Source organism: Streptomyces sp. NBC_00289, assembly GCF_041435115.1.
Lineage (GTDB): Bacteria > Actinomycetota > Actinomycetes > Streptomycetales > Streptomycetaceae > Streptomyces.
This window is the reverse complement of sequence record NZ_CP108046.1, coordinates 9,809,312-9,820,713: the sequence shown is the minus strand read 5'-3', so window position 1 is coordinate 9,820,713 and position 11,402 is coordinate 9,809,312. Positions and strand designations below refer to the sequence as shown.

10 protein-coding genes and 6 pseudogenes are annotated in these 11,402 nt (G+C 67.0%); 10 read left to right on the top strand and 6 right to left on the bottom strand.

Features of this window, described 5'->3' with window-relative positions; translation table 11 throughout:
- Positions 1-116 precede the first annotated feature (116 nt).
- The 4 genes and pseudogenes from OG985_RS44460 to OG985_RS44445 form a co-directional block, all read right to left on the bottom strand.
- Positions 117-1,563, bottom strand: a pseudogene (locus OG985_RS44460) (ATP-binding protein); the annotation flags it as partial.
- Positions 1,560-2,243, bottom strand: a complete 684-nt coding sequence (locus OG985_RS44455; RefSeq protein ID WP_371674688.1) for a response regulator transcription factor — start codon at positions 2,241-2,243, stop codon at positions 1,560-1,562. The pseudogene OG985_RS44460 and the gene OG985_RS44455, both read right to left, overlap by 4 nt.
- Before the next feature lie 126 nt (positions 2,244-2,369).
- Positions 2,370-3,189: pseudogene (locus tag OG985_RS44450) on the bottom strand (IS5 family transposase).
- 45 nt (positions 3,190-3,234) lie between these two features.
- A pseudogene (locus OG985_RS44445) lies at positions 3,235-3,543 on the bottom strand (transposase); the annotation flags it as partial.
- A 246-nt stretch (positions 3,544-3,789) separates the two neighbouring features.
- On the opposite strand from OG985_RS44445, the pseudogene OG985_RS44440 reads away from it, so the two are divergent.
- From OG985_RS44440 to OG985_RS44415, 6 genes and pseudogenes are all read left to right on the top strand, one after another.
- A pseudogene (locus OG985_RS44440) lies at positions 3,790-4,203 on the top strand (IS110 family transposase); the annotation flags it as partial.
- On the top strand, positions 4,186-4,410 hold the full coding sequence (locus OG985_RS44435) for a hypothetical protein (protein WP_371674687.1): 225 nt from the start codon (positions 4,186-4,188) through the stop codon (positions 4,408-4,410). The pseudogene OG985_RS44440 and the gene OG985_RS44435, both read left to right, overlap by 18 nt.
- Positions 4,411-4,544: 134 nt before the next feature.
- Entirely contained in the window at positions 4,545-5,300 is a 756-nt protein-coding gene (locus OG985_RS44430; protein WP_371674086.1) for an amidohydrolase family protein, read from the top strand.
- Entirely contained in the window at positions 5,204-5,671 is a 468-nt protein-coding gene (locus tag OG985_RS44425; protein ID WP_371674085.1) for an amidohydrolase family protein, read from the top strand. The genes OG985_RS44430 and OG985_RS44425 overlap by 97 nt, the downstream gene beginning before the upstream one ends.
- A gap of 333 nt (positions 5,672-6,004) precedes the next feature.
- Positions 6,005-6,607 carry a winged helix-turn-helix domain-containing protein gene (locus OG985_RS44420; RefSeq protein ID WP_371674084.1) on the top strand — a complete coding sequence of 201 codons (603 nt, stop codon included), beginning with the start codon at positions 6,005-6,007 and terminating at the stop codon, positions 6,605-6,607.
- Positions 6,577-7,083: pseudogene (locus OG985_RS44415) on the top strand (transposase); the annotation flags it as partial. The gene OG985_RS44420 and the pseudogene OG985_RS44415, both read left to right, overlap by 31 nt.
- Before the next feature lie 186 nt (positions 7,084-7,269).
- Here OG985_RS44415 and OG985_RS44410 read toward each other — a convergent pair.
- Positions 7,270-7,563, bottom strand: coding sequence for a hypothetical protein (locus tag OG985_RS44410; protein ID WP_371674083.1), 294 nt, complete (start codon positions 7,561-7,563; stop codon positions 7,270-7,272).
- Positions 7,564-7,931: 368 nt separating this feature from the next.
- On the opposite strand from OG985_RS44410, the gene OG985_RS44405 reads away from it, so the two are divergent.
- Together OG985_RS44405 and OG985_RS44400 are read left to right on the top strand one after the other, a co-directional pair.
- Positions 7,932-8,288, top strand: a complete 357-nt coding sequence (locus OG985_RS44405; protein ID WP_371674082.1) for a hypothetical protein — start codon at positions 7,932-7,934, stop codon at positions 8,286-8,288.
- A 389-nt stretch (positions 8,289-8,677) separates the two neighbouring features.
- Positions 8,678-8,877 (top strand): annotated as a pseudogene (locus OG985_RS44400) (transposase); the annotation flags it as partial.
- Positions 8,878-8,914: 37 nt separating this feature from the next.
- On the opposite strand, the gene OG985_RS44395 reads toward OG985_RS44400, so the two are convergent.
- Positions 8,915-9,295: a MerR family transcriptional regulator gene (locus OG985_RS44395; protein WP_371674080.1), complete on the bottom strand. Its 381-nt coding sequence runs from the start codon at positions 9,293-9,295 to the stop codon at positions 8,915-8,917.
- A 147-nt stretch (positions 9,296-9,442) separates the two neighbouring features.
- On the opposite strand from OG985_RS44395, the gene OG985_RS44390 reads away from it, so the two are divergent.
- Positions 9,443-9,760 carry a hypothetical protein gene (locus OG985_RS44390; RefSeq protein ID WP_371674079.1) on the top strand — a complete coding sequence of 106 codons (318 nt, stop codon included), beginning with the start codon at positions 9,443-9,445 and terminating at the stop codon, positions 9,758-9,760.
- Positions 9,761-10,025: 265 nt separating this feature from the next.
- Positions 10,026-10,964, top strand: a complete 939-nt coding sequence (locus tag OG985_RS44385) for an alpha/beta hydrolase family protein (protein ID WP_371674078.1) — start codon at positions 10,026-10,028, stop codon at positions 10,962-10,964.
- The last annotated feature ends 438 nt before the right edge of the window (positions 10,965-11,402 follow it).

Sequence of the window (11,402 nt, the reverse complement as noted above, 5' to 3'; positions counted from 1 at the left end):
CCGTGCGCCGGGGCTGGGGTCGGCGCACCGTGTCCTGCCCCGACGGTGAGCCGCGCGGGCCATGCCCGAGGGCCGCCGTCCCTTGTCCTGCGCCGCGCCGCCGGGGCGGGTCGGCGCACCGCGGTGTCATCCCCGGCGGTGAGCCGCGCGATCGGGGGCGGGCGGGGCCGCGGCCGGAAGGTCGACCCGAAGCAGCGCGCCACCGCGTGCGGAGCGGGCGACGGTGGCCAGGCCGCCGTGGGCGTCGACGACCCGCTGCACGATCGACAGCCCCAGACCGGATCCCGGCAACGCCCGGGCGCTGTCGGCACGGTAGAACCGGTCGAACACCCGCGGTACGTCGACGGCGTCGATGCCCGGCCCGGCGTCGTCGACCTCGAGCATCGCCGACGCGCCCTCGGCACGGAGCCGGACCTGGACCGGCTGGTCCGCGGGGGACCACTTGCCGGCGTTGTCGATGAGGTTGAGCACCGCCCGCTCGAGCGCAGCGGGACGCCCGCTCACCCACACAGAGGTCACATCCAGCGCCACCTCGATGTCGGGCATGCGGGAATCCGCCCGGGTCGCGGCGGCCACCACCACGTCGGCGAGGTCGAGCACCTCGGTGCTCTCGTCGCTGACGTCACCGCGCGCCAGGTCGGTCAGCTCGGCGGCAAGGGTGCTCAACTCGGCCACCTGGGCGCCGAGGTCGTTGAGCAACCGGGTCCGGCTCTCCGCCGGCAGTGCGCTGTCCAGGGTGCCGCGCCGATCGAGCCGGATCAGCAGCTCGGCGTTGAGGCGCAGGCTGGTGAGCGGGGTCTTGAGCTCGTGGGCGGCGTCCTCGGCGAGCAGCCGCTGGGCCCGCCGGGAGTCCCGGAGCGCGGCGAGCATGTCGTTGATCGACTGGATCAGCCGCCGGATCTCCCCACCGCCCTCGTCCGGGATGTCGGCGTTGAGATCCCGGGTGTGCGCGACATGTACCGCGGCGGCGGTCAGCCGGTCGATCGGTGCCAGCCCGGTCCGCGCCACGGTCCGCCCGACAAAGGCACCGCCGACCACGCAGAGCAGCCCGATCAGCAGCATGCCGAACCCGAACCGGTTGATCGGGCTGTCGTCAACGACGCGGGCCACCTGGACCGCGCCGTCGCCCGCCCGCAGCGTGTAGATGATGTAGCCGCCGTCGTCGCTGTCGTTCGACTCCATCAGGTCGGCCGACACGCCCTGCGCCACGCGCCCGGCGTCCTCGCTGACCGGGGGCAGCGCGGGTTGGCCGGCCGGCGTCCGGATCGAGCCGTCGGGCAGGATGACCCGCACCAGCCGACCGGATCCGGGATACGGCGGTAGCTGGACCTGCGCCAGACCGGCGCGCTCCGCGTTCGTCGCCAGGACGCGGGAGTCGGCGCGTAGCTGATTCTCGGCGGTGTCCTGCAGCTCCCAGTCCAGTAGCTGGCTGGCCACCTGGAAGGCCACGAACACGCTGACCGCGATGGCCGTCGCCGCGATCACCGTCAGCCTGGTCCGCAGGGACCGCCGACGCCACCATCGGGTCAGCCGGCGCGGTTCCCGGCCGGCGGGCCTGCTCACGGAGGAGTCTCCCGCAACGTGTATCCCAGGCCGCGCAGCGTGTAGATCAATCGCGGCTCACCCTCGGCCTCCATCTTGCGGCGCAGGTAGCTCACGTATACCTGGAGGTTGTTGGCGGTGGAGCTCATGCCGAAGCCCCAGATCGCCTCGAACAGCGCGTCGCGGGTCAAGACCCGGGTCGCGTTGCTCACGAGGACCTGCAGGAGGGAGAACTCGGTCCGGGTCAGGTGCAGCGGCCGCCCGCCCCGCCACGCCTCGAACCTGTCCGGATCGAGCCGGACGTCGGCGAACGACAGGATCTGCGACTCCTCGTCGGTCGGCGTGCGCCGGCGCAGCAGGGCCCGCACCCGGGCCAGTAACTCCTCGGTGGCGAACGGCTTGGGCAGGTAGTCGTCGGCGCCCGCGTCCAGCCCCGCGACCCGGTCGGAGACCTGGTCACGGGCGGTCAGCATCAGCACCGGCAGATCTCGGCCCGCGGCCCGCAACCGCCGACAGGTCTCCAACCCGCCGAGGCGGGGCATCATCACGTCGAGGAGCAGCAGATCCGGCGCGTCGCCACCGACCCCGTCGAGCACGGCGAAACCGTTGGCGACGGTGCTGGTGTCGTAACCCTCGACCTGGAGCACCCGCTCCAGCGACTCACGGATGGCCGCCTCGTCGTCCGCGATCATGATCCGCACGCCGGCCCGCCCCCTCCAGTCGATGCTTTTGCCGCTCATTGTCCCCGATCAACCTGAGGCCAGGATTAGAGCGTCGCCGCTGTGGTGCCCGCGGGCCGTGCTCTTACGGATGCCTAAGACAGTGTCCTACATGGTCAGTTTGAGGAACCGCTTGTTGCAGCAGAGAGCGGATGCCAGGCCGAGAAAGGCCAGGTAGGTGCCTGGCTTCCGCTCGTAGCGGTGGTTGAGACGGCGGTAGCCCGTCAGCCAGGACATGGTGCGCTCGATGACCCACCTGCGACGGCCGAGCCGCTCGCTGGAGTCGATGCCCTTGCGGGCGATACGGACGCCAATGCGTTTGCCCCACAGCCATCGCCGCAGGTGGGGGATGTCGTACGCCTTGTCTGCATGAAGACGCACGGGTTTGGAGTCGGCCGCGTGGGATTCGTGTCCCATGTGGAAATGGGACAGCATCGGCTTCAGCGCGAGACTGTCGTGGGGGTTGGCCGCGGAGAGCCCGACTCGTAAGGGCAGTCCGTTCGCGTCGGACAGGACATGCATCTTGGATCCTGGCTTACCCCGGTCCACGGGGCTCGGACCTGCAAGGTCGCCCCCTTTTTAGCCCTCACATGGGCGGAATCGAGGACCGCACGTGACAGGTCGACCAGGTCCTGCTCTCTAGGAGTTGGAGAACCTTCTGATGCAGTCGGCCCCAGACTCCGACACGGGACCAGATGGCGAAGCGGCGATGCACGGTCGACTTCGACGCTCCGAAGCACGGCGGCAACGCCCGCCAGGCGCAGCCGCTGACCTGCACGTAGATGATCGCGGCAAACACGGCCTCATCATCGATGTTCGCGACCCCGCCACCCTGCGGACGAACTCGCGCCGCCGGCAGCAACGGCCTTGCCAACTCCCACAAGCCGTCCGGAACGATCCATCCCCACCGTCCACTCCCCGTGCGCAGCACAACTGCCAACTGACCATGTAGGACACGGTCTAAGATCGTGTCCTACGTGGTGAGGCGGACGAGGCGCTTGTAGCAGCAGAGGGCGGCGGCAAGTCCGAGAAATGCCAGGTAGTTGCGGGGCTGGCGCTCGTAGCGGGGACTGAGTCTGCGGTAACCGGACAGCCATGACATCGTGCGCTCGATCACCCACCTCCGACGCCCTAATCGCTCGCTGGATTCGATGCCTTACCGGGCGATGCGAACTCCGATACGTTTCCATCGGAGCCATCTGCGCAGGTCGGCGCGGTCGTAGGCTTTGTCTGCGTGTAGGCGCTGGGGCTTGAAGTACCGGCCGCGGTGAGGGTCGTGTCTCCTTACGTTGTTCCTGGGGCTGATTCCGGTCACTCGTAGGATCGGAAGGCCCAGGGATGCTGGGTGTGGCTGCGTGTCTCCAGCCCAGTGGTGGCTTCAATCGATTGGCCGCCCGGCATCCCGCGACGACCCGGCCACTCATTGGGGTGCGCGGCAAAGATCGCTTGGTAAGGACACTGGCGAGGTCGTCCTGCGACAGATAGAGGAACGACTTCGGAAGCGGCCGTGCCCCAACTGTGGGCTGGTATGGATGCAGGCAAGGCCGAGCACCACTGCGTGGTGCTCGGTGCTGACGGCACGCGGGAGCTGTCGCAGCGTGTGGTCAACGACGAGAATGCATTGCTCAAACTGATCAGCGATGTGCTGGAGTTGAGCGGCGGTGAGACGGTGACGTGGGCGATCGACCTCAACGCCGGCGGGGCTGCCCTGATGATCGCGCTGCTGACCGACCACGGGCAAAAGGTCCTCTGCATCCCCGGCCGCACCGTCCATCACGCCTCCGGATCCTACCGGGGCGATGGGAAGACGGACGCGAAGGATGCCTTCGTCATTGCGGATCAGGCCCGCAGGCGATGTGACCTTCAGCCGGTTCACCGCGGCGACGACATTGCGGTCGACCTGCGGTTTCTCACCTCGCGTCGCCTGCACCTGGCTGCGGACTCCTGCTGGACCTCGTCGACCGCGCGGAGGTCCGCGACGCCGCGGCCGCGTGGACCGGACGGGTCAACACGCACGGACCGGGTGGACGTCGACGCCTTGCTGATCCGGCCCGACGGCTGTGTCGCCTGGGCCTTGCCCACCGGGCAGGACCTCGACGCCACCACGCTGGTGCGTGCGCTGGGCACCTGGTTCGGCCAACCGGCCTGAGCGGCCGTATTAACGTTCGTCTCAGGTTCGCTTGGTAGGAAGTAAGCATCCGGATAAGCGAGATAGCCCGTCGCGTCTTGCAGACGGATGCCGCACGGATACCGCGCCACACAAACACCTGAGGAGAAACTGACATGCAGTCCAACGCAAACCCTCTGAAGCACCTCACGACGGGACGCCGCGGCTTTCTAGCCGGCACGGCAGCACTTGGCATTGGTGCCGGCTTGTCCACGCATGCCATTGCCTCCCGCGCGGCAGCGAACGAGACTACGGATTTTTCACAGCGAGACCAGGACCTGCCCTTCATCGGCACGGAAGAGACCTTTTCCACCCATGAGTTGATGGTGCTGAACGACAGGCTGTTCCTCGAGGATACTGGTCTTGCCGAACTCGGCCCGCGCCGCATCCGTGCAATGGATGAGGCAGGGCTCAACGTTCAAATCCTCTCCGCACATACGCCAGGTGTGCAGAATGTCAAAGGTCAGAAGGGAATCGATTTTGCGTATCGTCTCAACAAGTCGCTTGTCGACGGACCGATGGCCACCTATCCGGGGCGGTTTAAGGCATTTGCAACCTTGCCTCTGCAGAATCCGGAGGCTTCGGCAGACGAACTGGAACGCACAGTTCGGGAAGATGGCTTCCTGGGATGTTTGACCAATGGAATCATCGGGAAGAAATTCCTCGACCATCCCGACTTTGAGCCCCTGCTGGCGCGCGCCGAAGCCCTTGATGTGCCGATATACATCCATCCGGGCCTGCCGCCTGACGAGTTTTCGAAATCTACTACAGCAATATGCGGCCGGAATATCAGAAGGAGTTCCAGGACCAGGTTCTCAGCATCTCTGCATATGGATGGCACCAGGAAGTCGTTACTCAGTGCCTCCGAATGATCACCTCAGGAGTATTCGACAGGTATCCCAAGCTCCAGATTATCCTCGGCCATATGGGAGAGGGTCTTCCGTTCTTCTACAAACGCGTCGTGGAGAAGATGAGCGAAGTGACCAAGAAGAGCCTGGACAAGCCGTTCGAGCAGTATTTCCATGACAATTTCTGGTTCACAACCAGCGCATTCCCCCAGACTGAACTGCTCGATCTCCCGCTGAAGTACATAGGTGTGGATCGAGTGATGTTTGCAACCGACTACCCGTTTGCAAATATGAAAACTCAAACCGACTGGTTCCGGGGAGTTGCTTTGCCACGCGAAGCCAAGGAAAAAATTGCGTTCCGAAATGCGGAAAAACTGTTCGGAATTAAGGTCTGACACGTCCCAACGGGCAGAATGATGCCCGTGAAGTGACGCGCCAGCGTCGGCAGAAGTGGAGAATGCTTTGGCTGTAAGGCGAGAGTACAGCCAAAGTATGCGATGCGCGGCTGCCGCATCACGCGGTCTTCATACAACGGCGGATCGCATGCTCTTCTAGAGAGATCGAAGTGTCGCGCCAGTTCGCTGTAGGCAAGCAAGACGAGCGTAGTAGCGACTCTCTTGAGATCCTCAGCGCGCTGACCCGCCTTGTGATTACTGACTTCGGCTCGTTAGGGTGATCTTCTTCGAAGTCCCTGATGGGTCTGGAGTGTTGTCTGTATTCCGTGGTGTATGAGGTATGCGGATGGGGGCGGCCTGACCCCTGTGGGACGTCAGCGCCGGGAGACGGTACGGATGCAGGCGGCGGAGCTGTTCGAGCAGGACATCAAGCCGCCGGAAGTCGCACGGCGCCTGAGGGTGAGCCCGAAGTCGGCCTACCAGTGGCAGCAGATGTGGCGGGACGGTGGCGTGCAGGCTCTGGTCTCTCGTGGCTCGAGTGGATCGCGATGCCGTCTGTCCCCGGGCTGTCTGGAAAAGCTGGCTGCGTTTCTCGATGAGGGGCCTGCCGCGCATGGCTGGGTGGAGGACCAGGTGTGGACGGCTGCCCGGGTGGCCACGCTGATCGGCAGGAAGTTCCACGTCTCCTACAGCGTCTCGGGTGCCACGAGGCTGATGCACCGGCTCGGCTTCAGTCCTCAAGTACCCGCGCGGCGGGTGGCCGAGCGCGATGAGCAGGCCGTGACCGTGTGGAAGGAGGCGACCTGGGCCGAGGTAAAAGAGTCCGGGCGGCGTGCGGGGGCTACGTCTGCTTCGAGGACGAGGCGGGCTTCACGCGACGACCGCCCAAAGGACGCACCTGGGGCCGGCGCGGCCGCACCCCGCAGGTCACGGTGAGCGGGCGACGCTCGGGCCGCCTGTCGGTGGCCGGACTCATCGCGATGCGGCCCGGCTCCCGCACCCGGCTGTGTCACCGCCTGCGCACCCATCCCGCGGGCAAAGGCAAACGCCGCAGCATAGGCGAACGGGACTTCATCGCGCTGATCGACGGTGTCCACCACCTCGTCAAGGCCCCGATCGTGCTGGTCTGGGACCGGCTGAACACCCATGTCTCCCACGCCATACGTGAGTTGATCGCCGAGCGTGAATGGCTGACGGTATTCCTGCTGCCCGCGTACTCGCCGGACCTGAACCCCGTCGAGTGGGTATGGGCACATGTCAAGCGCAGCCTGGCCAACCTCGCCGTCGTCGCCCTCGACCGGCTCGAAGTCCTCGTACGCAACCGGCTCAAACGCCTCCAGTACCGGCCCGACACTCTTGACGGCTTCATAGCAGGCACCGGCCTGACCTTCGACGACCCAGCGTCACCCTGATGCGCCGAAGTCAGTAACGGCGCGGTTCGCAAGGGTCTGCTGCGGGGCCCGGGAACAGCAGAGACAAGGTGTGCTCCTGAGGTCGTGCGGCCCGGGACGCGCGGGAGGGGAACACGGACCCGCGCACAGCGGGCCGTTCGGAGTCCCGCCCCCGGATCAGACAGCCTCTCTCCTTGTCGTTTAACTTCAGGCGCTCGGTGGGGTCGTGGCAACGGTGACCTGGGCGGTCCAGGAGCCGGGTGCCCGGGGCGGGTCCCAGGTCACGTCGACGCGTACTTCGTGGAAGTCGTGTGCGAGTCCCACCACCATGGCCGCCGCGGCGGCCTGCGCCTCGGCTGGGTCGGTGTTGGCCGTCACCTCGGCAAGGCGTCCGCAGGGCATCCCGCCTTCCTCGGTGAGGACACTGTGGCGCCAGCCTTCCGGCGTCGTCAGCAGGACGATGCTTCTCGGCATGCCGAAGGGAGGCCGTCTCTTCGTCACGCGCTCTCGTCGCACCATGGAGCTATCCAACCTCGTGGGCTTCCTGGAGGTTCGCGCGGGCGGAAGTTCAGGCGCCGCGGCGGGGTTTGGTGCCGACCTTGTGGTGGGGCTGGCCGGGCGTATGCCTCACCGGTGGCGAGGACCCGCCCGACGTTGTGGCGGGGTGCCGATCGCTGGTTCTTCGATCCTGGTGGCCGGCCCGGACCCGGGGGGGAAGGTTTCGGTGCACCAGCCCGGGTCCATGATCGTGTATCCCGGTGAGACTGAAGGGTGCACCGGGTTACCGGGGGCCGGAAGACAGATTGTCTTCCGGGTCGGGATGTCCCGTTCCGCCTCAACTGGCTTCGCAGCTACGGCAGACTGCCGCCATGGACAAGCAAGAACTGCGGGCGCCGGCAGGAGCGGAACGGATGCGGGTGGCGGAAGCGCGCGAAGCGCTGGCCGAGGCGGTTGCCGACGTCAGGCAGACGGCGCTGAATGTCAGTGCCTGGGCCGACATGGGCGCTGGGAATCTGCCGCAGGCGGCCTGGGATCTGGCGCACTCGACCGCGTTTCCAGACAAGGAAGCGAACGCGCGGCGGGTGTCGGAGGCGTTCACCGTGGACCCGGGGTACCTGTACTCGAAGGGGATCGACAACCTTGCGTTCGGCACCGCCGTGCAGACGATGCGCCTGGCGCTGAACGAACTGGACGCCGCCCTGAACGCTGTGCCGGACCCGGAGTAGCGGCCGCATGTCTCCATGCCGCCCACCCCGTACCCCCTGGGCTGGGACCTGTTCGGGGATTCGTATTACAGCGAGAAGCCTGCCGGGCCGCCGCCGCTGCCCGTCTACACCAGCGAGACGCTGCCCTGGAATCTGCGGACCCTGAAGCAGATCCGCGCCGAGGGACGGGAGCCGACTGGGCCGACTGACCTGCGGCACAGGCGGCGGACGGCCGGCCGGCTTCGACCGATGTGTCTACCGTCGCTGCGACGTCGTCGAGCGCTGCTTTAACCAGCTCAGCAGTGGCGCGGACTGGCCACTCGCTGCAACAAGACCCGCGAGTCCTACCAAACCGCCGTCACCATTGCCTCAATCCTGCTCTGAATCTGACCTTGAAGACGATCTCTAGGCAGCGAGGCACCAACGAGAACACCAACCGCCTGCTACGGCACTACTTGCCATAGGCGCGGACCTACGCACGTTCAGCCAGGCCGACCTCGGCGCCATCACCCTCGAGCTCAACCACCGTCCCCGCAAAGTCCATGGTTACCGCACTCCGGCGGAGGTCTACGCTGACCCCCTGAACAGCGGTGATGCAGTGACCGCTTGAGCTCGCCATCCGTTTCCGACAGGAAGCCGACGCGAGCCTATGCGGTCGTATCCCGCGGGCAGGGGGTGCCGGTGTGCATGTGGGATGAGGCGCCGTTGATGACGGAGTCGAGCCTGTCCCGGGTACGGGCGAGGTTCGCGATGTTCCGGTCGAGGTGGTCGCGTTCCGCGGCCAGGCGCTGGAGGAGCTCGGGGGTGGCCTGGCCGTCGATGACGCAGGGCGTCAGCTCGGCGATGGTCTTGCTGCTCAGTCCGGCGGCGTACAGCTGGCGGATGAGGTGGATCCGGTCGACGGCATCTTCCGCGTAGTGGCGCTGGCCGCTGCCGCTGCGCTCGGCGGTGAGCAGGTTCTGTTCCTCGTAGTACCGCAGAGCCCGGGTGGTGACCCCCGTGCGACGGGCGAGCTCCCCGATCCGCATTCCCGCCCCCTTCCTGCGTGTTCCGCATCACACGCGCTTGCCTTTCACGTCAACGTCAAGTTTTACCGTAGCTCCTGCGCCCACTAGTGGGCGAATGATCCAGTTAGATCCCGTATCGGGATGAGTTGAACGACGAACGGAGTGTCCATGACTGAGGACACCGCACCGGCCCGGTGGGTGATTGGCGTCGAGGAACACGCCTGGACCCCGGAACTGCGCCGCCGTGTTCGAAGCCGCTGCCCAGAAGCCGGCCTGGCCGCTCTCCGCCTGATCCTCGCCGAAACCCTGGACCGGCACCCGGACCTGCAGATCGTCCTCGGCCACTGGGGCGACATGCTCGTACCTCTCGCCGACCGGGCCGATCTGCTCAGCACCGCTGCCCCGCACCTGCAGCGCCGCGTCCTGGACTACATCACCTGCAACCTCGCGTCACCGCCGGCGGCCTCTACGGCCACCGCATGCTGAGTGGGGCCGTGGACGTACTGGGACCCGACCGGATCATGTTTGGCGCGGACTGCCCCTACGGCGCCCCCACAGCCGGCGACGGGCGAGCCGATCGCGGTCTCGGCGGCGTCGACTCCCGCGGCGCGTTAGGCGGAAAGGGCGGCGCCTGCGCTTTCGTCGACCACCCCCTCTCGACGAACGGGGCCGGGACAAGCTTGGCCACCTCAACGCCGAACGCATCGTGCGCATCCCTCGGCCCGTCACCCACCGAAAGGCAGACACACGCATGACCACGAATCCCACGACCGGCCTCACCGGCCCCTCCCCCACTGCCACCGTGTCCGTCAAGCCGCTCGCGCTGAGCACACCACGGCGCGGTGAGCACGTGCACGTCCGCGTCACCGCCCCCACCACCGGCACCAGCCTGCCCGTCGTCCTCTTCGCCCACGGCTTCGGCTCCAACCTGGACGGCTACGCCCCGCTGGTCGACCACTGGGCGTCCGGCGGCTTTGTCGTCCTCCAGACCACCCACCTGGACTCCAAGCGGCTCAACCTTCCAACGGACGATCCCCGCAGGCCCCAGATATGGCGCTACAGAGTCCAGGACATGCAGCGCATCCTGGACGAGCTCGTCCCGTTGGAGGCCGCCGTGCCGGGCCTGGCAGGCCGGATCGACCACCGTCGCATCGTCGCGGCCGGACACTCCTTCGGGGGGCAGACCGCGGGCATCCTGGTGGGTCTGCGCGTCAGGGACCCGCACACCGGCATCACCGAGGACCTGTCCGACCCGCGGATCACGGCCAGCATCCAACTGGCCACCGCCGGCAAGGGTGGCGACGCGCTGACCCCCTTCGCCCACGACAACCTTCCCTGGCTGCGCGATCAGGACTTCTCCCACATCACCGCCCCCGGCCTCGTCGTCGCCGGGGACAAGGACGATCTCCCGCTCTCCACCCGGGGCCCGGCCTGGACGACCGACCCCTACACCCTCAGCCATGGCAACAAGAGCCTCCTGACCGTCCACGGCGGCGAGCACTTCCTGGGCGGCATCTCCGGCTACCAGGCAGCAGAGACCACCGACGAGAACCCCGACCGTGTCACCCTCGTCCAGCAGGTCACCCTCGCCTACCTGCGCCACGTCACCGGAATCGACCACACTGACTGGAACCACGCCCAAACGGTCCTCGCGGGCGGCCACCCGCTGGGACACCTCGCATCCAAGTAACCTCGCCCGGCACGTCGCCAAACGTGCCCCCGCCGCGCGTAAATCCGAGCGGATTCGGCTCTGGCCGGGACTGTCCCATCACCGGCGACTCGTGTTCCTCGCCGGGCCGCACGACCACACTCCCGGCACGGCGGAGGTGCTGACCAATCACCCGCCCCTCTGCGCCCGCCATGTGAACACCGCGGCCCGCCTGTGCCCACACCTGGACGGCAACACGACCGTGTACTTGGCGCAGAGCGCACCGCTGCACGGAGCCACCGGCACCCTCCAAGGACTCGGCACCCACGGCGTCCAACCCCCGTTGCCCAGCCCGGAGCGCCCCTGCCCTACGGACATCCCGGCTGAGCTGCTTCCTCGCTTGCCACGAAAGCCCGCACGCCCCGTACCCGGGCTTTCGGACAGGCCCCGCCCGGCGCGGAAGCCCTCGCCCCGGCGGCC

What these genes read in the sequence shown, in the direction of transcription:
- OG985_RS44420 (WP_371674084.1), top strand. Translation starts at nt 6,005, where the DNA reads ATGAGGTATGCGGATGGGGGCGGCCTGACCCCTGTGGGACGTCAGCGC.
- OG985_RS44395 (WP_371674080.1), bottom strand. Translation starts at nt 9,295, where the DNA reads ATGCGGATCGGGGAGCTCGCCCGTCGCACGGGGGTCACCACCCGGGCT.
- OG985_RS44425 (WP_371674085.1), top strand. Translation starts at nt 5,204, where the DNA reads ATGCGGCCGGAATATCAGAAGGAGTTCCAGGACCAGGTTCTCAGCATC.
- OG985_RS44430 (WP_371674086.1), top strand. Translation starts at nt 4,545, where the DNA reads ATGCAGTCCAACGCAAACCCTCTGAAGCACCTCACGACGGGACGCCGC.
- OG985_RS44405 (WP_371674082.1), top strand. Translation starts at nt 7,932, where the DNA reads ATGGACAAGCAAGAACTGCGGGCGCCGGCAGGAGCGGAACGGATGCGG.
- OG985_RS44385 (WP_371674078.1), top strand. Translation starts at nt 10,026, where the DNA reads ATGACCACGAATCCCACGACCGGCCTCACCGGCCCCTCCCCCACTGCC.
- OG985_RS44390 (WP_371674079.1), top strand. Translation starts at nt 9,443, where the DNA reads ATGACTGAGGACACCGCACCGGCCCGGTGGGTGATTGGCGTCGAGGAA.